This is a genomic window from Micromonospora sp. LOL_024 (assembly GCF_048060415.1).
GTDB lineage: Bacteria > Actinomycetota > Actinomycetes > Mycobacteriales > Micromonosporaceae > Micromonospora.
The window spans coordinates 178142-204312 of the sequence record NZ_JBHMIS010000005.1 but is presented as its reverse complement, the minus strand read 5'-3'; the positions used below and the strand labels follow the sequence as shown (position 1 = coordinate 204312).

The 26171-nt window shown below is 70.4% G+C and carries 17 protein-coding genes; 6 read left to right on the top strand and 11 right to left on the bottom strand.

The window, feature by feature from the left end; all coding sequences use genetic code 11:
* Positions 1-13 precede the first annotated feature (13 nt).
* A complete protein-coding gene (gene asnB / locus ACFHWY_RS09330; protein ID WP_416579714.1) occupies positions 14-1975 on the bottom strand; it encodes an asparagine synthase (glutamine-hydrolyzing) in 1962 nt (653 codons plus the stop codon).
* A gap of 133 nt (positions 1976-2108) precedes the next feature.
* Here asnB and ACFHWY_RS09325 point away from each other — a divergent pair, with 133 nt between their 5' ends.
* The 3 genes from ACFHWY_RS09325 (at position 2109) to ACFHWY_RS09315 (ending at position 7629) form a co-directional block, all read left to right on the top strand.
* Positions 2109-3590 (top strand): aminopeptidase P family protein, encoded by a 1482-nt coding sequence (locus ACFHWY_RS09325; RefSeq protein WP_416579713.1) that lies wholly within the window; start codon positions 2109-2111, stop codon positions 3588-3590.
* 307 nt (positions 3591-3897) lie between these two features.
* Positions 3898-5535 carry a right-handed parallel beta-helix repeat-containing protein gene (locus ACFHWY_RS09320; RefSeq protein ID WP_416579712.1) on the top strand — a complete coding sequence of 546 codons (1638 nt, stop codon included), beginning with the start codon at positions 3898-3900 and terminating at the stop codon, positions 5533-5535.
* Between the two features lie 426 nt (positions 5536-5961).
* Positions 5962-7629 carry a hypothetical protein gene (locus tag ACFHWY_RS09315; RefSeq protein ID WP_416579711.1) on the top strand — a complete coding sequence of 556 codons (1668 nt, stop codon included), beginning with the start codon at positions 5962-5964 and terminating at the stop codon, positions 7627-7629.
* A 92-nt stretch (positions 7630-7721) separates the two neighbouring features.
* Here the strand turns inward: ACFHWY_RS09315 and pulA are convergent, their stop codons facing one another.
* The 4 genes from pulA to ACFHWY_RS09295 all read right to left on the bottom strand — a co-directional run bounded on the left by pulA (position 7722) and on the right by ACFHWY_RS09295 (position 15833).
* Complete coding sequence (gene pulA / locus ACFHWY_RS09310; protein ID WP_416579710.1) at positions 7722-13226, bottom strand: pullulanase-type alpha-1,6-glucosidase; 5505 nt, start codon at positions 13224-13226, stop codon at positions 7722-7724.
* A 152-nt stretch (positions 13227-13378) separates the two neighbouring features.
* The gene (locus tag ACFHWY_RS09305; RefSeq protein ID WP_416579709.1) at positions 13379-14101 is read right to left on the bottom strand and encodes a cellulose binding domain-containing protein; all 723 of its coding nucleotides are present in this window, start codon (positions 14099-14101) and stop codon (positions 13379-13381) included.
* A gap of 88 nt (positions 14102-14189) precedes the next feature.
* Entirely contained in the window at positions 14190-14924 is a 735-nt protein-coding gene (locus ACFHWY_RS09300; protein WP_416579708.1) for a hypothetical protein, read from the bottom strand.
* Between the two features lie 228 nt (positions 14925-15152).
* Entirely contained in the window at positions 15153-15833 is a 681-nt protein-coding gene (locus ACFHWY_RS09295; protein WP_416579707.1) for a hypothetical protein, read from the bottom strand.
* 19 nt (positions 15834-15852) lie between these two features.
* Here ACFHWY_RS09295 and ACFHWY_RS09290 point away from each other — a divergent pair, with 19 nt between their 5' ends.
* Positions 15853-16050: a hypothetical protein gene (locus tag ACFHWY_RS09290; protein ID WP_416579706.1), complete on the top strand. Its 198-nt coding sequence runs from the start codon at positions 15853-15855 to the stop codon at positions 16048-16050.
* A gap of 21 nt (positions 16051-16071) precedes the next feature.
* On the opposite strand, the gene ACFHWY_RS09285 is transcribed toward ACFHWY_RS09290, so the two are convergent.
* Positions 16072-17745, bottom strand: coding sequence for a right-handed parallel beta-helix repeat-containing protein (locus ACFHWY_RS09285; RefSeq protein ID WP_416579705.1), 1674 nt, complete (start codon positions 17743-17745; stop codon positions 16072-16074).
* Between the two features lie 367 nt (positions 17746-18112).
* Between ACFHWY_RS09285 and ACFHWY_RS09280 the strand changes: the two genes are divergently transcribed.
* The gene (locus ACFHWY_RS09280) at positions 18113-18775 is read left to right on the top strand and encodes a C39 family peptidase (protein WP_416579704.1); all 663 of its coding nucleotides are present in this window, start codon (positions 18113-18115) and stop codon (positions 18773-18775) included.
* On the opposite strand, the gene ACFHWY_RS09275 is transcribed toward ACFHWY_RS09280, so the two are convergent.
* On the bottom strand, positions 18757-18936 hold the full coding sequence (locus ACFHWY_RS09275; RefSeq protein WP_416579703.1) for a hypothetical protein: 180 nt from the start codon (positions 18934-18936) through the stop codon (positions 18757-18759). The genes ACFHWY_RS09280 and ACFHWY_RS09275 overlap by 19 nt on opposite strands.
* 164 nt (positions 18937-19100) lie before the next feature.
* On the opposite strand from ACFHWY_RS09275, the gene ACFHWY_RS09270 reads away from it, so the two are divergent.
* Entirely contained in the window at positions 19101-21971 is a 2871-nt protein-coding gene (locus ACFHWY_RS09270) for an aconitate hydratase (RefSeq protein WP_416579702.1), read from the top strand.
* A 99-nt stretch (positions 21972-22070) separates the two neighbouring features.
* Here ACFHWY_RS09270 and ACFHWY_RS09265 read toward each other — a convergent pair whose 3' ends face one another.
* From ACFHWY_RS09265 to ACFHWY_RS09250, 4 genes are all read right to left on the bottom strand, one after another.
* The gene (locus tag ACFHWY_RS09265; RefSeq protein WP_416579701.1) at positions 22071-22673 is read right to left on the bottom strand and encodes a GTP-binding protein; all 603 of its coding nucleotides are present in this window, start codon (positions 22671-22673) and stop codon (positions 22071-22073) included.
* Complete coding sequence (locus ACFHWY_RS09260; protein ID WP_416579700.1) at positions 22654-23040, bottom strand: DUF742 domain-containing protein; 387 nt, start codon at positions 23038-23040, stop codon at positions 22654-22656. Before ACFHWY_RS09260 ends, ACFHWY_RS09265 begins: the two co-directional genes overlap by 20 nt.
* 5 nt (positions 23041-23045) lie before the next feature.
* Positions 23046-23465: a roadblock/LC7 domain-containing protein gene (locus tag ACFHWY_RS09255; RefSeq protein ID WP_416579699.1), complete on the bottom strand. Its 420-nt coding sequence runs from the start codon at positions 23463-23465 to the stop codon at positions 23046-23048.
* A gap of 97 nt (positions 23466-23562) precedes the next feature.
* The gene (locus ACFHWY_RS09250) at positions 23563-26052 is read right to left on the bottom strand and encodes a nitrate- and nitrite sensing domain-containing protein (RefSeq protein ID WP_416579698.1); all 2490 of its coding nucleotides are present in this window, start codon (positions 26050-26052) and stop codon (positions 23563-23565) included.
* Between the last annotated feature and the right edge of the window lie 119 nt (positions 26053-26171).

The window sequence follows — 26171 nt, the reverse complement described above, 5'->3', positions numbered from 1 at the left end:
CCCTCCTTACGGCTCAGCGCACCATTGAACCAACGACGGGCTTGGTGAGCAGGGCGGACTGGTTGCGCTGGATGCCCGGGTCCAGCGTCTTGGCGACGAAGATCGCATGCCAGATGCAGAAGATCAGCACCGTCCACACCTTGCGGGAGTGGTCGAACTCCTCACGCTTGTGCTCCTCGAGCAGACGCAGCGCGTAGGACAGGTCGAGCAGGTCGCCCGCGCCGGAGGTGCTCAGCACGTGTCGGGCCCACTCGTACATCTCACCTCGCAGCCAGACCCGGGTCGGGGTCGGGAAGCCGAGCTTCTTGCGGTTGACGATGGCCGGCGGCACCACGCCCTGCAACGCCTGGCGCATGGCGTACTTGGTGGCGTCGGAGCGGGGCGGCAGCTTCAACTCCACCGGGATCTTCGCCGCCACCTCGAACACGTCACGGTCCAGGAAGGGCACCCGCACCTCCAGCGAGTGCGCCATGGAGATCCGGTCGGCCTTGACCAGGATGTCACCGCGCAGCCAGGTGTACAGGTCGACGTACTGCATTCTGGTGACGTCGTCCAGTTCGGTGCACTCGGCGTAGATCGGTGCGGTCACGTCGGTGTAGCGCACCGAGGGGTCGTAGCGGCGCAGCAGGTGCTGCTTCTCCTCCTCGGTGAACATCCGCGCGTTGCCGTAGTAACGTTCCTCGATCGGGGTGGTGCCGCGCTCCAGGAAGCTCTTGCCCTTGACTCCCTGCGGGATCGCCTTGGACACCGCCCGCAGACCCTTCTGGACACCGTCGGGCAGCCCGTTGACCCCGCTGAGTGAGAGCGGCTCCCGGTAGATCGTGTAACCGCCGAAGAACTCGTCGGCTCCCTCACCGGAGAGCACCACGGTCACGTGCTCGGCAGCCTTCTTGGCGACGAAGTAGAGCGGTACCAGGGCAGGATCGGCGACCGGGTCGTCCAGATGCCAGACGATCTTCGGCAATGCGTCGATCATGTCCTCTGGCCCGATCTTCGTCGGGATGGTGGTCACGTCGAGGTGGCGAGCCGACTCCTGGGCGACGTCGATCTCCGAGTATCCCGGCACGTCGTAGCCGACGGTGAAGGTCAGGATGTTCGGGTTGAACTCGCGGGCCAGCGCCACCACCGCGGTGGAGTCGATTCCGCTGGACAGGAACGAACCGACTGGCACGTCCGAGCGCATGTGCATGCGTACGCTCTCGCGCAGCGTCTCCCGGATCTCGTGGTAGAGCTTCTGCTCGTCGGGGACCGGGGCCGGCCGGAACACCGGGCGGTACCAGCGCCGCACCTCGATCCGCCCGCCCGGCGTCCAGGTGAGGTACTCCCCCGACCCGATCCGACTGATCCCCCTGTGCAGGGTGCCCGGCTCTGGGACGTACTGCAGGGTCAGGTAGTGGCTAAGACTCGCCGGGTCGACCCCGGCGTCCCCTTCATAGGCGGACTGCGCGAAGGGCAGCAGGGCCTTCTTCTCCGAGGCGAGGTAGAGCCCGTCGGCGGTCTGAAGGTAGTGCAGCGGCTTGATGCCGTAGTAGTCGCGGGCGCCGAAGGCGCGGCGCTCCTGGCGGTCCCAGATGACGAAGGCGAACATGCCACGCAGCCGAGCGAGCACCTGCTCGCCCCAGTAGTGGAAGCCCGCGACGATCACCTCGCCGTCACCGTTGGTGGCGAACCGGGCCCCGTGCTCGCGAATCAGCTCCTCGCGCAGCTCGATGTAGTTGTAGATCTCGCCGTTGAAGGTCAGCAGGTAGCGACCGCCGGCGTAGGGCAGCGGCTCGTGGCTGAGCGCCACGTCGATGATCGCCAGCCGCTTGTGGGCGAACACGCCGTCCGCGTACCGGCCGGAGGCGTCCCCGACCACCTCGACGCCGGTCTCGTCCGGGCCGCGGTGGTGCAAACATTCCAACGCCCCGGCGATGTTGTCGCGGTGGGCGGCGGCATCACCGCGCGCACTGAAGAAAGCCAGGAGTCCGCACATGGTCGTCATCTTTCCACGCGCCCGGATGAGGTGTCGCGGCACTGCCGGCCTCTTCGCGGCGGCATCCGCCAGCTCAACCCGAGGCCGGTTCGCGGTACCGTCGGGACCTGCAATGAGGCGAAGGGAGCGGGCCATGACCGAGGAACGCGCCGACGGAGATCCGGCCGACGGCACGGAGTCACACGATCCGGAGTTCCCACCGGCGTTCCTGTCCTTCATGCGGCAGGGCTGGCGGGACGGCGCCCTGCTGGTCGGGCCACGACCGGAGGTGCCGAACTACGCCAAGCGCCGGGCCGCCCTCTCGGCGGCCTTCCCGGGCGAGACGTTGGTGATCCCCACCGGCGGGGAGAAGGTGCGCGCCAACGACACCGAGTACCGGTTCCGCCCGGGCAGCGACTTCGTCTACCTGACCGGGGACCACGACCCGGACGGGGTTCTGGTACTGCGGCCCAACGGCTCCGGGCACGACGCCACCGTGTACATGCGGCCCCGCTCGTCGCGCGAGACCGACGAGTTCTTCCGCAGCCGCCACGGTGAGCTGTGGGTGGGCCGGCGGCACACCCTGGCCGAGAAGTCGACCGAGTTGGGTCTGCCCACGGCCGACCTGGTCGGGTTGGACACGGCCTTGGCCGATCTGGCTCCCGGGCGTACCCGGGTGCTGCGCGGGTTCGACGCCCAGGTGGACGCGGCCGTACGTCGCTGGGACGGGCCCCGCGAGGAGGGGCAGCCGGCCCGCGACAGCGAGCTGGCGATCGCCGTGGCGGAGCTGAAGCTGGTCAAGGACGAGTGGGAGATCGCCCAGCTCCAGGACGCGGTCGACGCGACGGTTCGCGGCTTCGAGGACGTGGCCCGGGCGTTGCCGGCCGATCGGGGCGTCTCGGAGCGGCTGCTGGAGGGGATCTTCGCGCTGCGTGCCCGACACGACGGCAACGACGTCGGCTACGGCTCGATCGTCGGCGCCGGTGAGCACGCCACGATCCTGCACTGGGTACACAATCACGGTGTCACCAGGCCGGGTGAGCTGCTGCTGATGGACATGGGAGTGGAGGGACATCACCTCTACACCGCGGACGTGACCCGGGTGCTGCCGGTCGACGGGCGGTTCACGCCATTGCAGCGCCAGGTCTACGACGTCGTGTACGCCTCACAGCAGGCCGGCATCGACGCCGTCAAGCCGGGAGTGCAGTTCCGCGACGTCCACCTGACCTGCATGCGGGTGCTCGCCGAGGGGCTGGCCGACCTGGGTCTGCTGCCGGTGAGCGTGGACGAGGCGATGGACGAGAAGTCCACGGTCTACCGCCGCTGGACGCTGCACGGCTTCGGGCACATGCTCGGCATCGACGTGCACGACTGCTCGAACGCCCGCCGGGAAACCTACCGCGACGGCGAGCTGGACGAGGGGTATGTGCTCACCGTGGAACCGGGGCTGTACTTCCAGCCGGAGGACGAGCTGGTCCCCGAGGAGCTGCGCGGCATCGGCATCCGGATCGAGGACGACGTCCTGGTCACGAATGCCGGGGCGGTGAACCTGTCGGCGGGCCTGCCCCGCCGGGCCGACGAGGTGGAGACCTGGCTGGCCGAGCAGCGCGAGGCGGGGCCCCGCCTGCCCGGCTGACCCGACGACCCGACCGATCTGGGCGGGCTCTCCTGGTACCGGCGCCGCGGCGTCGCACCGGAAGGGAGCCCGCCCTTCGCTGTCCCGGTTCACGGGTTTACGGGCCGCTCGGCCCGTTCCGACAGCCCACCGACATCCTGCGGCGTGACGACCGATACACACCGAATACGGAGTTGTTTCGCATACGTCCCCCTAGTGAGGATCCTTCTAATACGGTGTTCATCAGGGGCTACAACCCATTTGTAGCGGCTCACACGGGTTCGTGTCGTGTGGGCAGTCTGGGAGCAGGAAAGGTTGGAAGGCTCTGATGTCTGATGACGTGATCACCTCCTACGGTGGGCCACCCCCGGCACCACCACCAGGAAACCGACGACGCAAACTCTGGATGGCCGCCGGGGTCGCCGGACTGACCGGCGTCGTCGGCCTGGCCGCGCTGGGCGGCATCACCGCCCGCGATCAGAGGTCCGGCGACCAGGACCGCGCCTCGGACACGCAACCCGCGGCCGTGCCGAAGCAGGACACCGACGGCGACCCGGCCAGGACCGGCGAGGACGTGAATGCCAGCGGCACCGGGTGGAAGGGCTCGGGTGACCGCCCCGGCGCCACGCAACCCGGACGACCGGTGCCCTGCGACAGCGACGAGCTGATCCAGGCCATCGAGCACGCCAACAACAACCACGGCGGCACGCTGGAGTTGGCCAAGCGTTGCACCTACGAGCTGACCCGCTCCGACGCGGGCGACGGCACCGGGCCCAACGGCCTGCCGGTGATCACGCAGGCGATCGTCCTCACCGGCCACGAGACGAAGATCGTCCGGGCGGCGAACGCCGACCCGTTCCGGATCCTCAACGTCGGCCGTAACGGTCACCTGACCCTGAAGAACGTGATCGTCAAGGGCGGGCTCACCACAGCCGACCTGATCGGCACACCGCCGGCGCCGGTCGAGCTGTCCGGCCGCCCGACCGCCACCAGGGCCGCCGCACCCGAAGCCGCCGCACCCAAGGCGGCGACGACCGCGCGGGCCGTGGCGGCTCCCGCGCCCGGTGTGAGCGGGGTGAGCACTCTGGTCGACGCCGGACCCGCCGACGGCGCCGGCATCCTCGTCCAGCGGGGCGGGCACGCCGACCTCGAGCATGCCGAGTTCGTGCTGCACCACGCCGGCGGCAACGGCGGCGCGATCGCCAACTACGGAACCGCCCGGCTCGCGCACGGCCTCGTCGAGGCCAGCAGCGCCGGTGAGGTGGGTGGCGGCGTGTTCAACGCCAGTGTGCTCAGGGTCGAGGAGTCGAAGATCACCGGAAACAGCGCCGGCGCCGGTGGCGGCGTCGGCAACGGCGTGCCCAGCCTCGACGGCTCCGGAGGGGGTGGCACCTTCTGGGCCTGGAAGAGCACGATCAGCCACAACCGGGCCACCGGCACCGCGGGCGGCGTGCTGAACTACCGGGGCACCACCACGCTGGCCCAGAGCGAGGTGCACGACAACCACTCCGGTCAGGACGGCGGCGGCCTGGTCTCGGTCGGCGACGGGCAACTCGCGCTGGAGCAGGTGCGGGTGGCCGGCAACACCGCCGACTACACCGCCGGCGGTGTGGCGGTCGGCGTGGGCAGCACCGCCGTGATCGAGCGCAGCACGATCAAGGATAACGTCGCCGAGCAGTCGGGCGGCGGGCTGGCGACGTTCGGCGGCACGACCGTCCTGCGGGACAGCAAGGTCGTCGCCAACCGCGTGGTCGGGCTGGCCTCTGTGGGCGGCGGCATCTTCAGTGACGGGGGCCAGGTCCGGCTGGAGCGGTCAAAGGTCGCGGACAACTTCTCGGTGCTGCCGCCTGGTGGCATCTACACCGACAACGAGGGTGTGGAGATCGACCGCGACTCCGCCGTCACCGGCAACCGGCCGACCAACTGCCTCGGCAGTCCGGTCGTGCCGGAACGCTGCTTCGGCTGAGCACCCCACGCCACGCACGTGAAACCGACAGCACGACCACATAACAGGGGCTCCTCCGCCATGCGGGGGAGCCCCGGTCGCGCGGCGGCCGGCCGCCTGGTGGCGGCACCGACCCGGGCAGCCGCGGCCCTGGGTCCGGAGATGGCGCTACGACGGGCACCCGGGCATGCCGACGACGATGCCGTCCGGTCCGGGTCGACAGCGGGTCCGTCGCCTGCCCGGGAAGACCTGCCCGGTTGCGTCACTCGACGCCCTCCGGCACCGGTCGCGGCGACCAGCCCCTTATGCGGGGTTATTTCGGATATGAGCCCGAAGCGAGGAACACTCTCATACGGTGCATGTGGGAGCTACAACCGATTTGTAGCAGGGGAAGCTCACCCGCGTGTGACGACCCTGTCTGGTACGACGAGAGGGCAGAGAGCTCCGATGTCCAACTACCAAGCTAAAAACAACGCCGCGGAGCCGGAGGTGGCGCCGAAGCGGCGTCGCAAGTTCTGGATCGCCAGCGGCGTCGCCGGTCTCACCGGCGTGGTCAGCATCGCCGCCGTCGGTATCGCCACCGGCGCCGGCGCGGTCGGCACCGACAGTCTCCGCTGGTCCACCGCCCAGCAGGTCAGCAAGGACGGCGACCAGGGCACGGTGGCCCCTGAGGAGCACGAGGGCAAGAAGGACGACCGTCGCGACGACAACAGGGAAGACCGCCGCGACGACAAGGAGGAACACGGCAAGGAGGTGCCCTGCAACTCCGACAAGCTGATCCAGGCGCTCGTCTTCGCCAACGAGAACCACGGCGGCGTGCTGAACCTGGCCAAGGGGTGCACCTACACGCTGACCCGCTCCGACGCGGGCGACGGCAGCGGCCCCAACGGCCTACCCGTGATCACGGAGAACGTCGTACTCAAGGGGCACGACACCAAGATCGTCCGTGAGGCCACAGGCTACGACTTCCGAATCCTCAACGTGGGTCGCGGCGGCAACCTCACCGTCAAGGGGCTGACCATCAAGGGTGGCCAGACCGCTCCCTTCGCCGTCAACGCGGCGGCTGCGGAAACCCCGGAAGCCGTATGGTCACGCTTCTCCAACTCGGTCGAGGCGACCGAGGCGGCCGAGGCGAAGCAGGCGTACCTGCCGCTGCTGCAGGCCGAGCCGAAGGGCATCGCGGTCAAGGCCAAGGCCGCCCAGGCCGCCGACGACGTCTCGGTGCTGGCCGAGCCGGCGGCGAACGACGGCGGGGGCGTGCTCGTCCAGCCGGGCGGCACCGCCTCGTTCGAGGAGACGCACATCGTCGCCAACCAGGCCGGCGGCGTCGGGGGTGGCCTGGCCAACTTCGGCAAGGCCAGCCTCTACCACACCACCGTTGCCGACAACACCGCCTTCCTCTACGGCGGTGGCATCTTCAACGCGGGCGTGCTGCGGGTGGCCGAGTCGAAGGTCGTCAACAACGACGCCATCATCGGCGGCGGCGGCATCGCCAACGGTGCCGCGTTCATCTTCCGTCGGGACATCGACGGCGGCACCAGCTGGATCGAGAAGGCCGAGATCACCGGCAACGAGGTGCTCGGTTTCGGCGGCGGCCTGCTCGACATCGACGGCGACACGACGGTGAAGCACTCGAAGATCACAAGCAACACGGCGGTCCTGGCCGGTGCCGGGGTGACCGCGGCGGGCGACGACAGCACGGTCGAATTGGCACACGTCGAGGTCGCCAAGAACACCACGGTGGGCGTCGGCGGCGGCATCGCGCTCGGCTTCCGCGCCATCGCCAACGTCGAGGAAACCAAAATCGTCGAGAACAAGGCTGGCTTCTTCGGTGCCGGCGTGTTCAACGTCTCCGGTGCGGCCACCTTCCGCAAGAGCGAGATCAGCGGCAACCGGGCCGTCGGTCCGCTGGGTGTCGGCGGCGGCATCTTCACCGTCGCCGGTGTAATCGACCTTGAGAAGACCCGGGTGGCGCACAATTTCGCCACCCTCGCCCCGGGCGGCGTGTTCAGCTTCATCGGGGTCGTCAACGTGGACGACGAGTCGGCCATCACGGCCAACAAGCCGACCAACTGCACCGGGACGTTCACCGCCATCACGAACTGCTTCGGCTGATCACCTGACGGGCGGCCACCTGGCCGCCCGTCAGGTCAACTCGGGCCGGCCCCCTTCCGCAACCGCGGGAGAGGGCCGGTTCGCCGGTACGCCTACCGCTGCACGAAGACCGCCACACTGCGCCCGGGCACGGTGAAGGTGCCGCTGGACCTGGCGAAGGAGGCGGTACGCAGCACCGGATCGGCCGAGGTACGCAGCACCGGATGCAGCGTGACGTCGGCACCACGCAGCCCGGCGACCCGTTGGGTGGCGGTCTGCGGGGTGGCGTTGAAGACCACCGTCACCGACTTCCACGCCCCGCCGAGGCGGCCGGCGTCGAGGGTCATGGTCAGCACCCCCGGCGTCTCGTCCCGGCCCGACAACGGGAAGGCGACCCGCCGCTGCACCTCTCGCCCGGTGGGCAGCCCGAACACCGGCGAGGACGCCCGGATCTTCAAAAGCTCGGCGTACCGGGCGTCGGCCAACTCGACCGCCGCGCAGTCCGCCACCAGCGCCGGGTCGGCCAGCAGCGGCTTCGCGTACGGCCACTTGGCCTCGTTGTCCTCGGCCGGCGGCAACCCGACACCGAAGCCGTTGCCCTGCGCGCAGTCCCAGCGGATCTGGTTGAACCAGTCCCCCGAGTTGTACGAGTTGCGGTCCAGCGACTTTGACCGCAGCCGCTCGGTGCCGGTGGTGACGAAGCCGGCACCCTGGCTCATCACCACCGTGCTCAGGGCCAGCACCTGCATCCGGGCCCGGTCCGTCACCGAGGTGTCCTGCGGCAGCTTGTACGCCAGCGCGTCGTACAGGAGCTCGTTGTCGTGCGCGTCGACGTAGGTGATCGACTCCCCCGGCGCGTCGGTGTAGCCGGCCGGCGAGCCGTTGTAGTCGACCTGCGCGCCGGTCACCGCCCGCCCCGAGGAGTCGGTGAACCGATAGCCGCGCAGGTTGCCGGCCAACCCGACCTTCACCAGGTCGTGCTGGTGCAGCAAGCGGGTCCGTTGCTCGGCGGCGGAGCCGTTGACCGGGTCACCGTTGGGGTCGCTGAAAAGCCCGGAGGCGAAGCCCTGCTGCCGCGGGTTGTCGTCGAACGGCCCGCCGCCGCGGACCGCGTCGCGCAGCCGGTCGTTGAACGTGCCGATCCCGGTGCCCGCCATGTTGGCCTGTGTCGCCTGGACGAACCGGGCGTCGTCGGCCACCTCGCCGAAGTTCCAGCCTTCGCCGTAGAGCAGGATCCGCTTGCCGTCCACACCGTCCCGAGCCACTGTCAGTTTGTCCAGCGCCCTACGGACGGCCAGGATGTTCACCTTCGGGTGGTGGCCCATCAGGTCGAAGCGGAACCCGTCGACCTTGTACGCCTTCGCCCAGGTGACCAGCGAGTCGACCACCAGCTTGCCCATCATGGCGTGTTCCGGCGCGGTGTTCGCGCAGCAGGTTGAGGTGGCCACCGTGCCGTCGTCGAGCAGCCGGTGATAGTAGCCGGGGACGATCTGGTCGAGCACCGAGCGCGGGTCGGTGCCGGCGGCCGAGGTGTGGTTGTAGACCACGTCCATGACCACCCGCAGGCCGGCGGCGTTGACCCCGGCGACCATCTGTCGGAACTCGGTGGTGCGTCGCGCGCCCTCCGGGTCGACGGCGTACCCGCCCTCGGGGACGGTGTAGTGCAACGGGTCGTACCCCCAGTTGTAGCCGTCGGTCTCCCGTACCGCCGCGACGCACTCCTGCTGCCGCTGCGAGTCCGGCGGCAGGGCCGCCAGGTCGCAGTCCGGCTGCCGCTGGTCGGCCCGCCGCTCGGGGATGGTGGCGAAGTCGAACGCGGGCAGCAGGTGCAGGTGGGTCGCCCCGGCGTCGCTGATCGCCCTGAGGTGTCTCATGCCGGCGCTGGCCGGGTCGGCGAAGGCGAGGAAGGTGCCCCGCCGCTGCTCGGGGACCGTGGTGTCGGCGATGGAGAAATCCCGCACCGACAGCTCGGAGATCTGCACCCTGGCCGGGGGCACCGCCGCCGGCTTGCGCAGCCTCGCCCAGCCGGGCGGGGCCAGTTCCTCGTCGGCCAGGTCGACGATCTGGCTGTGCGTGGAGTCGGTCGCCAGCGCCACCGAGTACGGGTCGGTCACTGACGTGTCGACCACCTGCTGCGCCGCCGGCTGCCACGCCCGCACCCGGTAGCGGTAGTACTTGCCGGTCCAGGACCGCTGCCCGCGCGCCGACCACACGCCGGTGCGGTCGTCCCGGCGCATCGCCACGGTGCGCGGCGTCGCCGTGGGCGAGTCGAACAGTTGCAGCGACACCGTCCGGGCGGTGGGCGCCCAGACCGACAGGGTCGGTCTGCCTCCGGTGAACGTGGCGCCGAGGGTGGCCGAGGTGGCCCGGGCGTACACGTCGTCGAGCACGCCCGGGATCTGCACACCGGTGGCGCCGAGCAGGGTGCCGTCGGCGGCCCGCTCGGTCACCAGCAGCTGCCCGCGCAGCGCCGCCGGCACGCCAGCCAGGTCACTGCGGTCCAGCGTGAAGGCCCGGTGCGCCCACAGGTGCGGGAAGGCAGCACGCTGGGCCTCGGTGAGCCCGTTGCGCTGCGCGGTCAACGGCATCGAGGTGTACGCCCCGACCAGTTCGCCGTCGACCACGCTGACTCCGCCGGCCGGCGCGGTCACCAGCGCGTACGCCCGACCGTCGGTGGGTCCGGTGTGCCAGGCGACGGTGGACCGGTCGATCCAGTGCGCCTGCTGCTTGCCGATGTCGGTGTCCCCGCCGGAGCCGGTGGCCGTCGAGGGCAACAGCCGGCCCGGTGTCGCGGCGAGCAGCCAGACCTCACGGCCGGCCTCGGCGAAGTCGAGTCGCTGGTCCTGCGGCAGGTCCTTCTCGTCGCCGGAGTGGATGATGTAGCTCAGTCCGGTCGCGCCCGCTGCCAGCGGCACCCGGAACTCGGCGCCGAAGGAGTCGACCCGGGCTGGCGGCATCGGGGTCGCCCAGTCGGTGGAATTGGCCGAACCGTCCCACAGGTGCAGGCCCCAGCCGTCGTAGTTGCCGTCCGGCCGGCGGTAGTGAATCACCGCGGTGCCGTCCTCGACCGGCGGCGCGGGCGCACCGGCGGCCTCCTCCCGGCTCGGGTAGGTGGCCGGGTCGCCCTGTCTGACCCACACCTCGCCGGTCTGCGTGACGTCGACGGTCCGGTCGTTCTCCACGTCCTTGTTGCCGTCGGCGTGGACAACCAGGAAGCCGACCGACTGCGCCCCGGGCTTGAGCTTCACCCAGGCGAACCGCCCGTAGGCGTCGGTGCCGGCGAACGGTTGCCCCTGGGGCCACTCGGTGGCGTACTCCGGGTCGACGTCACCCCAGGTGTACAGGCCCCAGTCGGTGTAGTCGCCGTCGGGTCGCTGGTGGTGCACCACCAGCCAGTCCCGGGACGAGCCGGACTCCTCGGGGGTGCCCACGGTGGCGGCGGCGCGGGTGGCGGCGGTCCGGCCCCGACCGTCGCGGACCACCGCCTTGTACTCGACCTTCGTCCCGGCGGGCAGGCCGGTCAGGTCGTGGTGCACGGTGTACGGCGCGCGGTGGGCGGAGCCGAGCAGCGTCCACCGCCCGCCGTCGACCCGGGCGGCCATCGTGACAGTCGCCAACGGGTCTCCGGTGACCTGGGCGGTCACCTCCGTCCGGGTGGCCGGCGACTCGCCGGGCGCCGGGGCGGTGACGGTGATGCCCGGCCTGGCGGTGGGCGACGCGACCGGCTTGTCGGCCCGGTGCACCACCGCCGACAGCGGCGGCACACTCAGGGTCAGTTTGCCGTCACCGGCGGCCACCGGGCGGCCGTCGGCGCCGTAGACGCCGGTGAAGGTGGCACCGGCCGACCAGGTGTCCACGGTGACAGTCTGCGGGGTCGTGGCGTTGTTGACCGCCACCAGGTACTCGGTGCGGTCGTCCGGGTCGAACCGGGAGGCGGCGAAGACGCCGGGGCCGTCGGCCGCGTGCCGGGTCACCTGCACACCGTCGCGCAGCGCCGGATGCGCCTTGCGCAGTTTGCCCAGCTCGGCGATGGAGCGGTAGAGCGGGTGCGTCCGGTCGAACTGGTCGGCCGCGTGGCTGCGGTCGGTGCCGAGCAGGTCGTCGTCGAGGTAGTCCGGCGTGCGCGAGGCGAACATCGGCTGCCGGGCGTCCTTGTCCCCGCCGGGGCCGGTGAAGCCCTGCTCGTCGCCGGAGTAGATCACCGGCTGGCCCCGGGTGAGGAACATCAGCTCGTGAGCGAGCTGGTCGCGGCGGAGGTGGGTGGCCGGCTCGGTGGTTCCGTTCGCGATGAAGGACCCGATCCGGCCCATGTCGTGGTTGCCGAGGAAGGTGGTCAGCCGGCCGGCGTGGGTGTCCCGGGCGGCGTAGAGGTCGTCGCGGGCGTACACGTCGGCCAGTGCCCTCGCGGATCCTGCGGCGGCGGTGAAGCCGCGAGCCGCCTCCTGGAAGCCGAAGTCCAGGGTGGCGTCCAGGCCGCCCTGGCGTACGTAGTCGGAGGTGATCTCCGGGTCGGCGCTGTAGACCTCACCGAACATGAAGAAGTCCTTTTTGCCGGCGCGGGCCGCGGCCTTTTTGACGCCCTGGCTGAACTGCGGCCAGAAGTCCATGTTGACGTGCTTGACGGTGTCCAGCCGGAAGCCGTCGACGCCGGTGTCCCGCACCCAGTCGGCGTAGATCCTGGTCATGCCGCGGACCACCTCGGGTCGTTCGGTCCACAGGTCGTCGAGGCCGAAGAAGTCGCCGTACTCGCTGTTCTCTCCGACGAAGGTGGAGTCACCACGGTTGTGGTACATGGTCGGGTCGTTCAACCAGGACGGGACCTTGACCTTCGCGTCGGCCGGGGTGTCGAAGGTCGGCGTGTACGGGAACGAGTCCGCGTTCACCGGGGGGAAGCCCCTGCTGCCGTCGGCGTGGTTGCGGTCCTCGAAGGGTCGGCCCCGCGCGTCGCGGTACGGCTCGGTCGCCTTGTCGAGGTAGCTGTACCGGTCCTGCTCGTAGCTGATGACGTCGGCGGTGTGGTTGACGATCACGTCGAGGTAGACCTTGATGCCCCGCCGGTGGGCGTGTCGGACCAGCTTCTTCAGGTCGGCGGCGCTACCGAAGTGCGGGTCGACCTGGGTGAAGTCGGTGATCCAGTAGCCGTGGTAGCCGGCGGAGACGTCGTCGCCCTCGCCCTGCACGGGGCGGTTCTTGAACACCGGCGCGAGCCAGATGGCGGTGCTGCCCAACCCCTCGATGTAGTCGAGCCGGTCGATCAGACCCTTGAGGTCACCGCCCTGGTAGAACCCCTTGTCAGTGGGGTCGAACCCGGTGCGCGACCGGTCGCCGGTCAGGCCGCCCCGGTCGTTGCGAGGATCGCCGTTGGCGAACCGGTCGGGCAGGACGAAGTAGAACTGTTCGGCCGGTGCCCGGCTGCCTCCCGCGTCGAGCAGGGCTGCGGCGGAGGGCTCGCTGGCCCAGGTGGCAGCACCGGTGGCGCTGGGCTGGCCGCCGCCGGTCGACCGGCCGGCCGCGGCGGCACCGGTGGGGTACGCGGCGATCGGCGTGCCGGCCAGGGTGAGGGTGAGCAGGAAGACGAGGGCGGGCACGGCCTTGCGAGCTATCGGCGGCAGTTTCATCGACGGCCTTCCTCTGGTCGCTGATTGGCCCGCACGCTAGCCCTTGCCGAAACATTCTGCAACAGCTTGCAAACATGCCCGCAACAACGCAGTCTTCTTGCGCAAGGATGGCGTGTCGGTCGCAGCGAGCCATCAGTAGCGACGAACCGTCCTCAGAGTCCGCTGCAGGCCCGCCCGGAGACGCTGCAACCGGCTGGGCGCGAGCGGGCAGACTCGATGTGGAACCGCAGCGGCACCGACTCGCCGGCAGCCAGCGCGGGCCCGCTGCGGTACGTCAAGGTCCCACCGGCACCGCTGAAAGTCCCCTGTGGCACGCCCTCCAGCCAGGCGGTGACCACCCGGCCGCCCGGGTAGTCCACCCGCGCCACCCAGCCCAGATCCCCATCGGAGGTGTTACGGATCAGCACCTCGGCGATGAAGCCGCCCGAGAAGGTGTCCATCACCCGGTAACGCGCGTGCAGCGGGGCGGGCGGGGCAGCGGACGCGGCAGCCGAAGAGGGCGGAGCCGGATGGGTGGGCGGGGGCGTGGGCGGAGGCGTGGCCGGCGGGGTGGCCGGCGATCCCGATGTCGGCGAAGCCATCGGGGTACGGCTCGCCTGGTCGGTGCGGCGCGGCGACAGCCCAGGCACCGCCGGAGACAGCGGTGCCGGCACCTCCTGTGCCGCCGACGACGCCCGCTCCGGCAGCGGCACTGCGACAGCCGGCGGCCCCGGCTGGAAATCCGGCCCGGGACCTCGGTACGCCCCGACCGCGATGACGAGCAGCACCACCATGATGGCGACCCCGACCGAGACCAGGATCCAGGGCGACGAATAGGCGACAGCGGCGGAGCTCTGGGGCTGGAACTCACGCGGGGCGCGACGCGTACCAGACATGTCTCTCCTCAGCGGGCAGCCCGGCAAGCGTAACGATCTTCAGCTATGCCGGAAAGTGCCCCGCCACCACCATCTGTCCACAGTGCACTCAACCCGTTCCGCAAGCGGCGGCGTTCACCGTACACAGTGCCGGGTACTCGCCGCCCTCCGTCCGAGTAAACCGCAGTTGCACCGACTGCTGCGCGCCCGCGCCGAGCTGCCCGGTGCCGCCGAGCAGGTACCAACCGCCACCCCTGATGGTCACCGAGACGCCGGGGCCGCTGGAGGCCCGGATGCCGGTGACACCAGCATTGAACCTCAACTCGACCTGCCAGTCACTCGACCGGCCGGTGCCGTTGCGCACCACCAACTGGGCCTCGAACGACCCGGCGTCGCTGTCCTGCAACCGGTAGCTGGCCGAGACGACACCGGTGTCGGCGGCCGGCGGCGACTGCGTGGGCGCGGAAGCGCTCGGTGACCGGGTGCCGTCCGAACCTGCCGGCGGCGCCGACCGCACGGGCGACGGATCCACCTGCTGCGCCGAAGACCCGGACGGCGAGCCCGAGCCGGACGGGAAGGCGGACGCGGGCGGCGTGAACGACGCGGTCGTCCGGCTCGCGGTCTCAGTGGCCCCGCCGGCCGTCGCCGTCGGCGCCGGCAGGACCATCGGCGGGCCGGGTGCCCAGGCCGTTGGACGCTCCGGGCCACGGAACGACAGCACCGCGACCACCAGCAGAGCCGTCAACACCACGGTGCCGACCAACACCACCGCCCAAGGCGCGGAGGCGACCATCCTGGGCAGCGTGCGCCCGCTGGGCGCGGCACCGGTCGCCGCACTGTCCACAGCACCAGGCTCTGCGTTGGTCGCATCAGCGGATTCTTCGCCGGACGGCCGCATTGACATTGAGGTCCCCACTCGTCGTCGCCGACGCGCAGCCTAGTCACGCCGGGCCGGGACACGAAACAGGCAGGTCACCGGCGGTCAGGGCCACGCCGTACCGGTCGAAGAAGTCGGTCAGTGTGTCGAGCAGTCACGCCGCAGGAGATTGCCGGCAGGCCGGTCGGTGAGACCTCAACTCGCCGGGATCCGCACCTCGACCTCGCTGCCCAGCCGGGCACCGCCGTGCAGGTCCAGGTGGTCGCCACTCCAGAACCGACCCGGGTCGTACCAGTTCGGCCGTCGCCCCGGCGGCAGCAGACCCATCGCCTCATAGGTGACCGCGACGACCTCGGCGCAGTACGCGGTCTCAAGAGCCAGGTCCCGGGTCGGCGGAGCGGAACCCGGGGGCGCCCGCCCCGGCACCCGTGGCAACGGCACCCGACCCCGCAGCGACGGCACCCGACCCCGCAGCCACCGCCAGGTCAGCTGCGCCGTGGAGGGGAACGGCGTGCCGTCCAGCCGGGCGATCGTCCGCAGCACCGACCGCTCCATCTCCGGGTCGGCCGGCGGCTCGAGCTGACGCAGCCACGCCCGCTGACCGTACCGGTTGGCCCAGACGCAGGTCGCGTCCCGAAGCTCGTGCAACTGCACACCGCGCTGGTGGGTGCCGGTCCACAGGTCGGGCAACGACCGGCCCAGCTCGGCATGCCACATGAGCGGCGGCATGTCGTCCAGCACCACCGCCATCCCGACATGGTTGACGGGACTGTTAGTGGTCAACTGGATGGCGCGGTCGGGCACGCTGCGACCACGGAAGACCCACAGGTCGCCGGTGCGGGTCAGCTCCACCGCCTCGTCCAGGCTGATGCTCATGAAGGACTACCCTAAGCGGATGACGCGACGGTTGCGGTGGTGGAAGGTCCTCGGCTTGGCCGGTCTGGCCGGTGTCGCGGCCTCCGGCGTGGTGATCGCCCGCGCAGAGCGACGGCGGCGCGCGTACTCCCCGGAGGAGATCCGGGCGCGGCTGCGCGACCGGCACGCGGAGGCCACCTCGCTCTCGCCGGTCCGACCAACGGACGGGGCCGGCTGAGCGGACTCGCCCACCCGGCGGTCAGTCCATGTCTGTGTGGTTGCGGTCCCAGCGTCCGCCCACCGGCTGGCTGTCCAACCGCATTGCGCCCTCAGCGTTGCCGGCGAGGTCGTTGTCCTCGATCCGGCAGGAGACACACGAGCCCAGCTCGGTGATCCACAGTCCGTAGCTCTGGGTCGGCCCGTCGCGGTTGTCCCAGACCCGGTTGCCGCGCACCATCGCCGACTCGAAGTGCGCGTTCACGACGATGCCGGCCCGCACGGGTGCCGCCGCCGGCAGTTCGTACCGGTCCCCCGGTGACGGCACGTCCTCGTTCCAGGCGGTCGCCGCGTCCGGCCGCAGATCGGCCAGGGTCAGGGCGGTGTCGGTGTTGCCGACCACCAGGGCCAGCCGGGTACCGACCCGCAGCACCTTGCCCCGGTGTCCGTCAGCCGGCCAACCCGCGTTCTGGTCTGTCATGGCGCGCCGGGCGTACCGCACCGACTCGCCGGAGCCGGTGGCCGCCGGAGCGCACTGCCGCCCGTTGTTGCGGATCCGGTTGTCGACCACCGCCGCGTCGACCATCGGCCGGTCGACCCGGATCGCGTCCAGTCCGTTGTCCCAGAACTCGTTGCTGTCGATCACCACGTCCGAGGCCGCGCCCTGGTAACCGCTGCCCAGGTCGTGCTGGTGATAGCCGTACCCGCCGTTGCCGCTGACACGGTTTCCCCGGATCGAGTACGGCCCGGGAGTGTTGCCCATGCTGATCCCGTCGCGGACGTTGCGGTCGATGACGCAGTCACTCAAGATGCCGCCACGGCCGGCGATCCCCGCGGTGCCGTTGGCGGAGACGTCGAAGCCGGCCTCCAGGTTGCCGGTCAGGGTGCAGGCGGAGACGATCAGTCCGTCGGCGCCCCAGTCGGAGATGCCGAACCGGTTGGCCTGGCTGTGGCAGCCGACGATGCGGTACCCGCGCGGCGGCGTCCAGTACGACTTCTGCAACTCCAGGAAGATCCCGTTGGTGCCGTTGCCGAGCGTGGTGCAGTTGCTGATGGTGCAGCGTTCCACCTCACCCCAGCCGCCGATGCCGATGCCGATGCCCGCACCGCCCATTTCCTCGCCGTTGTCCAGGCGCCCACAGCCGACGACCACGACGCCGTCGATCAGACTGTCCTGAAGGAAGTCGCAGCCCAGCCCGGTCGCACCGGTGTGGTGGATGTAGAGGTTGCGGAAGACACCGCGGACGACGTACTGGAGACCGAGCCCCTTGGCGAGGTAGTCGTACTGCGCCAGGGCCACGCCCGAGCCGTCGATCTCGAAGTCGGCGAAGGTGCAGTCGGCGATGTGACGGTCGCGGTCGGCGCCGTGCTGCACCGTGGTCCAGAAGGCCAACGGTGTCGGCTCGGCGCGGTTGCCCTCGTTGCTCAGCACGAATCGGGTCGCCCCCGGCCCCGCACCGAGCAGTGACACCCCGCTGCGCCAGACCGTCCCCGCGTCCCGGATCGAGTAGATGCCCGGTGGGCAGTAGATGACCCGGGCCCGACCGTCGGCCGCGTACCCCTCGCCGAGCCGGTCGACCAGCGCCGACAGCGCCGGTTGGTCATTGGTGACGCCGTCGCCCCGGAGGCCGAAATCCGGTGCGTCACACCAGAGCGGCGCCCCGGCGACCGGGGCCGGGCGCTCGCGGGTGGCGATGGATCTTGCGGGCTGCCACACGGCCCACTCCCCTCGGTCGTCGGTTGCTGCGCACCGCGCTTTCCCGCTCACCCCATCGGAAAACACCCCCCCCTCGCCCGACCATTTGTCCCCTATATGCCGTTTTGCGATGTGGTCAAGGCCACCATGATCGCGGAATCATGCACCCACCCCGGTCGTTGAACATGGCGTAACCGCGACGCCCTCCGGCGCCGCACCGGGCACCGGCCGGAATGACCTCGGGCCGCCCGGCGTTATACCCCATCCGGACGTCGTGAGCGGCCCTGAGGACCCCCGACGATCCCTGCTCGACCTCCCCCTTTCGCACGGTCCCGCCGCACCCCTCGCACGGGCCGCGCGCACCCCCGAATGAAAGGTGCCCCCCATCATGCGTACCGACATCCTGCGCAAGACCGCCCTGACCATCGCCGCTGCCGCCGCCACCGCCGGCGGCATCGCCGGTCCCGCGATCGCCGCCCAGGCCACCCCGGGCGCGCAGGCCAGCGCCGCCGTGGTGCAGGCCGACCGCAAGAGCAACGGCGAGCGCCAGCTCGACGTGCGCTACGAGGCCCAGCCGAACTTCTACTACTGCGGCCCCGCCGCCACCCGCAACGCCCTCAGCGTGCAGGGCAAGAACATCGACGTGCACGCCATGGCCAAGCAGATGGGCACCACCGAGGCCGGCACCAACTCCATCAACGACATCACCCCGGTGCTGAACAAGGAGACCGGCAAGGACGTCTACAAGTCCGTCGAGATTCCGGGCGCCAGGGCCGAGGCCAAGCAGGTGGAAAAGCTGCGCGAAGACGTCGTCCGGACCGTCGACGGGGGCCGCGCCGTGGTCGCCAACATCGCCGGCACCACCACCGACACCGACGGCACCACCCACGCCTTCGAGGGTGGCCACTACATCAGCGTCGTCGGCTACCACGACAACGGCGACACCGTCACCGTCGCCGACTCCGCCGACCCCGCCCAGGCCTCGTACCAGGTGAGCATCGACGCGCTCGCCAACTGGATCGCCAGCCGCGGCTACAGCACCGCCTCCTGACCGACCTCCCGCCGAAAGGGCCGGCCCCGCCTGGGGCCGGCCCTTCGGGCCGCGAGGGCCGGCGGCTTGACCAGTTCGGTCAGGCCGAAGACGTCGGCGTAGAGGTCCCGCGAGAGATCCTCGGAATCTTGCGGGCAGGCGAGCCGGTCGTGGTGGATCATGTTGCCACCTTCCGAGCAGACGAACACGACGGCACCGGGTTGCACTTGTAGCAAGACGGACGTACGGTTTTGTTGACGGCGAGAATCGGCGGTAAGTGTTGCCTAACCACGGCAACCCTCCGGCCGGTGCGACAGACTGCTCAGGACTACTCACGGTCGCTGGTGTGAAGGAGTACGACGTGGCGAGCCTCGACACCTTCGGTGCGAAGACCCAGCTACGCGTCGGAGACGCGAGCTACGAGATTTTCAAGATCAGCAAGGTGGAGGGGCACGAACACCTCCCCTACAGCCTGAAGATCCTGCTGGAAAACCTGCTGCGGACCGAGGACGGCGCGAACATCACCGCCGAGCACATCCGCCAACTCGGCGGGTGGGATCCGACCGCGGACCCGAGCGTCGAGATCCAGTTCACCCCCGCCCGGGTGCTGATGCAGGACTTCACCGGCGTACCGTGCGTGGTCGACCTGGCCACCATGCGTGAGGCGGTCCGCGACCTCGGCGGCGACCCCAGCAAGGTGAACCCGCTCGCCCCGGCCGAACTGGTCATCGACCACTCCGTCATCGCCGACCTGTTCGGGCGCCAGGACGCCTTCGAACGCAACGTCGAGCTGGAGTACGCCCGCAACAAGGAGCGCTACCAGTTCCTGCGCTGGGGTCAGAGCGCCCTCAACGAGTTCAAGGTGGTCCCCCCGGGCACCGGCATCGTGCACCAGGTCAACATCGAGTACCTGGCCCGCAGCGTGATGGAACGGGGCGGCCAGGCGTACCCGGACACGGTCGTGGGCACCGACTCGCACACCACGATGGTCAACGGCCTGGGCGTGCTCGGCTGGGGCGTCGGCGGCATCGAGGCCGAGGCCGCCATGCTCGGCCAGCCGGTCAGCATGCTGATCCCCCGGGTGGTGGGTTTCAAGCTCAATGGTGAGATGCCGGCCGGCACCACCGCCACCGACCTGGTGCTCACCATCACCGAGATGCTGCGTAGGCACGGTGTGGTCGGCAAGTTCGTCGAGTTCTACGGCCCCGGCGTGAGCGCTGTGCCACTGGCCAACCGCGCCACCATCGGCAACATGTCACCGGAGTACGGCTCCACCGTCGCGATCTTCCCGATCGACGCCGAGACCGTCCGCTACCTGGAGCTGACCGGCCGCGACGCCCAGCAGGTCGCCCTGGTCGAGGCGTACGCCAAGGAGCAGGGCCTCTGGCACGACCCGGCCCACGAGCCGCACTACTCCGAGCAGCTGGAACTCGACCTGGGCACCGTCGAGCCCTCCCTCGCCGGCCCGAAGCGCCCGCAGGACAGGGTGCCGCTGGGCAGCGCGAAGACGCTGTTCCGCGCCGCGCTCAGCGACTACGTGGCAGCCGACGAGACCGGCGGCGACCCCGGCCGCAAGCCCGGCGTGCCGCAGCAGGAGCAGCCGTTCGGGGTGACCGGTCATGCCGACGAGGCCAGCGCCGAGTCCTTCCCGGCCAGCGACTCCCCGGCCAACGACTCCCCGGCCAACGGGGTGGCGGACCCGGCCGACGCACCGCGCGAGCTGGTCAACGCCGCCGTGGGCGCCGGCGGGCGGGCCAGCAACCCGACCCGGGTCACCGGCGCCGACGGCACCGAGTTCGAACTGGACCACGGCGCGGTGGTGATCGCCGCCATCACCTCCTGCACCAACACCTCCAACCCGCAGGTCATGATCGGCGCGGCGCTGCTCGCACGCAACGCGGTGGACCGGGGCCTGAACCGCAGGCCGTGGGTGAAGACCACCCTCGCCCCGGGGTCCAAGGTCGTCATGGACTACTACGACCGGGCCGGCCTCACGCCCTACCTGGAGAAGCTCGGCTTCCACCTGGTCGGCTACGGCTGCACCACCTGCATCGGCAACTCCGGCCCACTGCCGGAGGAGATCTCCGCCGCGGTGAACGACGCCGACCTCGCCGTCGTGTCGGTGCTCTCCGGCAACCGCAACTTCGAGGGCCGGATCAACCCGGACGTGAAGATGAACTACCTGGCGTCCCCACCGCTGGTGGTCGCGTACGCCCTGGCCGGCACGATGGACATCGACCTGGCCAACGAACCGCTCGGCGAGGACAGCGAGGGTAAGCCGGTCTTCCTCCGGGACATCTGGCCGAGCAGCACCGAGATCCAGGACGTCATCGCCTCGGCGATCGGCGCCACCGGCTTCAGCTCCGCTTACGCCGACGTCTTCGCCGGCGACGAGCGCTGGCAGTCCCTACCGACCCCCACCGGGGACACCTTCGCCTGGGACAGCGAGTCCACCTACGTCCGCAAGCCCCCGTACTTCGAGGGCATGCAGCCCCAGCCGAGCACGGTCGCCGACATCGGTCCGGCGCGGGTGCTGGCCAGGCTGGGTGACTCGGTGACCACCGACCACATCTCGCCGGCCGGCTCGATCAAGGCCGACTCCCCCGCCGGGGCGTACCTCGCCGAGCACGGCGTGCCGCGGCACGAGTTCAACTCCTACGGCTCGCGCCGGGGCAACCACGAGGTGATGATCCGCGGCACCTTCGCCAACATCCGGCTGCGCAACCAGTTGGTTCCCGGGGTGGAGGGCGGCTTCACGATCAACCACCTGACCGGTGAGCAGACCTCCATCTACGACGCCTCGACGGCGTACCAGGCCGCCGACATCCCGCTGGTCATCCTGGCCGGCAAGGAGTACGGCTCCGGCTCGTCGCGGGACTGGGCGGCCAAGGGCACCATGCTGCTCGGCGTCAAGGCGGTCATCGCCGAGTCGTACGAGCGGATCCACCGCTCCAACCTGATCGGCATGGGCGTGCTGCCGTTGCAGTTCCCGGTCGGCGAGAACGCCGACTCGCTGGGGCTCAGCGGAACCGAGACGTTCACCGTCACCGGGGTGACCGCCATCAACGACGGCAACACCCCGCGCACGGTGAAGGTGACCACCGACAGCGGCGTGGAGTTCGACGCGGTGGTGCGGATCGACACCCCCGGTGAGGCCGACTACTACCGGCACGGCGGCATCCTTCAGTACGTGCTGCGTCGGATGATCGCCAACTGACGTACCGACCAGAAGGGCTCTCCCCGCCCGCGGGGAGAGCCCTTCGTCGTGCTCCGGTCGCGCCGGTGGCCGGCCCTGGGCCCCTGGCGGGCACGGGCCTCACCGCGGGTTGCGGCGGGCCTCCCGGAGCTTCATGGCATGCTCCACCAGCGTGATGAACACCTCCTTCGCCGAGTCCCGCTGCCGGGCGTCACAGAGCAGCACCGGCACCTCAGGATCGAGATCCAGCGCGGTCTGCACCTCGTCGAGGCGGTACTGCCGCGCCCCGTCGAAGCAGTTCACCGCGACCAGGAACGGCGTTCCCCGCTCCTCGAAGTAGTCGATGGAGGGGAAGCAGTCGGCCAGCCGGCGGGTGTCCGCCAGCACCACCGCACCGATCGCGCCGAGCGCCAACTCGTCCCAGACGAACCAGAACCGGTCCTGTCCCGGGGTGCCGAACAGGTACAGCACCAGGTCGTCACTGATGGTTATCCGCCCGAAGTCCATCGCGACCGTGGTGGTCCGCTTCGCCTCGACACCAGTCAGGTTGTCGATGCCCACTCCGGATTCGGTCAGCACCTCCTCGGTCCGCAACGGACGCGTCTCGCTGACCGCGCCGACCAAAGTCGTCTTGCCCGCCCCGAAGCCGCCCGCGACCAGGATCTTGATCGCTGTGGGCAGCGTGACCGTGCCCGCCGGCCGCTCAGAGTGCCCGTAGTCCATGGATAACCGCCTCGAAGATGCTGTGGTCGGAAATGCCGTCGGTGATGTGCGGCTCGTGGATCCGTACCAGGTTGCGCGCCACCAGGTCACCGAGCAGCACCCGTACGGTGCCGATCGGCAGGTCCAGGTGTGCCGCGATCTCGGCGACGGACTGTACCCGCTGGCAACGGCAGACGATCGCCAGGTGCTCCGGGCCCAGGTCGACCTCCGAAGCGATGTCCTGACTGGTCGCTGTCACCAGGGAGATCAGGTCGAACGTGCCGGTGACCGGGCGGGCCCGGCCGCCGGTCACCGCGTACGGGCGAACCACCGGACCAGCGTGGTCGTCCACCCACTGGTGGTCGGTGAAGCCTCCCCGCCCCGCCATCCGGCCTACTGCTCCCCGCCGACCTGTTCGGCCCTCGGCGGCGACGCGACGAACTGGCCCACCCGGGTGACCAGCATCGCCATCTCGTACGCGATCAGCCCGACGTCGGCGTCCTCAGTGGCCAGAACCGCGAGGCAGGCGTTGCGGCCGGCGGCTGTGACGAAGAGGAAGGATGACTGCATCTCGATGATTGTCTGCTGCACCTGCCCGCCGCCGAACCGCTTGCCCGCGCCGCGGGCGAGGCTCTGGATGCCGGCTGCCATCGCCGCCAGGTGCTCGCCGTCGTCGCGGCCGAGCCCCTGCGACGAGGCCATCAGTAGACCGTCTGCCGACAGCGCGACCGCGTGCTCGGCCTGCTTGACCCGGCCTACCAGATCATCCAGCAGCCACGTCAGGTCGGCACTCGAAGGCGTCTTCTGCGCCACTTCGTCGTCCTCTTCTCCCTCGGCTCTTCGCCGTGTTCGTCTGGCTCTTCGCCGTGCTCATCTGGTCTGACCGGTCCCGCCCGTTCGCCGGGGTCACCTACCGGGTCAGGTCGCCTGTACCAGCGTCGTCGGCCTCGGGCCCGGCCTCGGCCCGACCGCCCCCACCAAGCAGGCGGGCGGCGTCGGAGCGTCCCCGTCGGGTGCCGGTCTGGTACGAGTTCATCATGCGCCGAACCTGTTCGGGTTCGCGAATCGGCTCGTCACGCTCCGCCATGGGCTCGGGCTCGTCGCGTAACGCCGGTGAGAGGCTGGCCTGCCTGACCCGGACCGGCAGACCCGACTCGGTCCGGGTCAGTTCGGCTTCCGCGCCAACCGGCTCGCCGGGCTCGGCGGGCTTGACGGAGGACCGGTCCACAGGCGCGGGTACGGCCGCAGCGGCGCCGGCCATGTCCCACGGAGACCAGGGCGCCGCCCCGCCCGAGGTCGACGTGACCGGCGGTCCGAGCAGGACGGTCGGGCCGTCCCATTGGGACGGGCGCTGCGGCCTGCGCCCCGGCTGGTCCGCGGCCGCGGGACCGTGGTCCGGGTCCGGGTTCCCCTCGGCGGGGTCGTCTCCGCTGCGGTGCGAGGCACCCGATGGCCCGCCGTCGGGGTCGTCCGTGGGCGGTGAGGCGCCCGGGTCGCTCGCCTGCGCATCGTCCCCGACGATCGGGCTGATCGCACCGTCTGCGACGATCAGGCTCCTCGGGATGAGCACCACGGCGGTCGTTCCGCCGAAGGCGGACTCCTTGAGCCGGACCCGCACCTCGTGCCGGCCGGCCAGTCGGGCCACCACGTAGAGGCCCAGCCCTTCCGCGTCGGCGAGGTTGCGCTCCGAAGGGTCCGCGATGCGGTGGTTGGTGGCGACGAGGTCTTCATCGGAAATGCCCAGGCCACGGTCCTCGATCTCGATGGCGAAGCCGTTGGCGACCAGTTGCCCGCGAACCTCGACGCTGGTGTGCGGGGGCGAGAAGACCAGCGCGTTCTCGATCAACTCGGCCATCAGGTGGATGACGTCACCGACCGGCCGCCCGTCCAGCGACACGCCGTCGAACGGCAGCACGGTGACCCGGCTGTGGTCCTCGACCTCGCCCACCGCGCTGCGCAGCACATCCACCATCGGCACGCTGCGGTGCCAGGTACGGCCCGGCGTGGCGCCGGACAGCACGATCAGGTTCTCCGTGTTACGCCGCATCCGGGTGGCCAGGTCGTCGAGGTGGAGCAGCCCGTGCAGTCCCTCCGTGTCCTGCTCCCGCTGTTGCAGGGCGTCGAGCACGGTGAGCTGGCGGTGCACCAGAGCCTGGGTACGCCGGGCCAGGCTCAGGAACACCTCGCGTCCGACCCGGCGTAGCTCGGCCTGCTCCACCGCGGTACGGACGGCGGTGATCCGCACCGCGTCGATGGCCCGACCCACCTCGCCGATCTCGTCGTCACCGAAGGCCAGCGGCGGTGTCTCCTCGGCGATCTTCACCCGGTCACCGCGATCGAGCCTCGCCACCACGCTCGGCAGGCGTTCGTCGGCGATCTGGAAGGCGGCGTCGCGTAGCCGGCGCAGCTGCCGTGCCAGGGCGCGCCCGGTGGTGATCGAGACGATCACCGTGGCGATGACCCCGAGCAGGCCGAGACCGGCGGCGAGCACCAGCCGCACGATGACACCGACCGCGACCGGCGTGGCCCGGTCGACGGTGTCCTCGCCACCGGCCAGGACCAGGTCACCGACCTCGATCAGTGCCGGCCCGGTGGCGGCGGCCCACTCGGCGGCTGTGAAGGGCGTGCGGGTCGTGCCCCGGCCGAGCATGATCTGCTGTTCCAGGTCGGCCAGCCGCCGGAAGCTCGCGCCGGTGGCCAGCTGCTCGTAGCGACGCTGGTCGGCGTCGGGTAGCCGGACGATCGCCTGCTCCGCGACGAACTGGCGGGCGCCGACGACCCGGGTGAACTCCGCCCGCTCGACCGAGGTGATCCGGCCGGCCGCCAGCACTCCGGCGAGCAGGGCGTCCTCCTGGGACAGCAGCTCCCGGGCAAGGTTGAGCCGGATCAACTGGTCGGTGTCGTCGGCGACCTGGTCGTCGTCGAGGTTGCCGAGTTCGTCGTAGACCTCGTGGATCGACGCGATCAGGCCGTCGAACACCGCGCCGGCCTCCCGGCGGCCGATGTTGCGTCCGTCCACCGCGGTACGGGTGTCCGGCAGGGCCGCGAGGCGCTGGCCGAGCCTCGCGATCTGCTCGTGCAACGCGTGGCTGCCGAGCAGATCGACCTGCCAGCTGTCGACCGACTCGGTGAACTCTGCGGCCGACTGGTCGGTACGCAGCCGCAGCTGCGCCAACTCCGTCAGCTTCGACTCGTCCGGTCGCCCGAGGTACGCCAACGAGGTGCGCCGCTCGACCTGCAACCGCAGTAGCAACGGCTCGGTGGGGTCGAAGACGCGCGCGTCGAGCGCCCGCACCGCGAGAAGATCGATTCCATCCCGGACGGTGACCCAGGCGGAGAAGCCCCAGAGTGCCACCAGCAACGCCAGCAGGGCCACGACCTTGGTACTGCGGGAACCCATTACACCGTCCCTGGCCCTGGGCTAGCTGATCGGTCAGTCAGGAGTGCGGCACGCACACAGACCCCGGCGCACGCTAACAACGTCACCGCGTCAACTCAAGCGCTCCGTGATCATGCCCT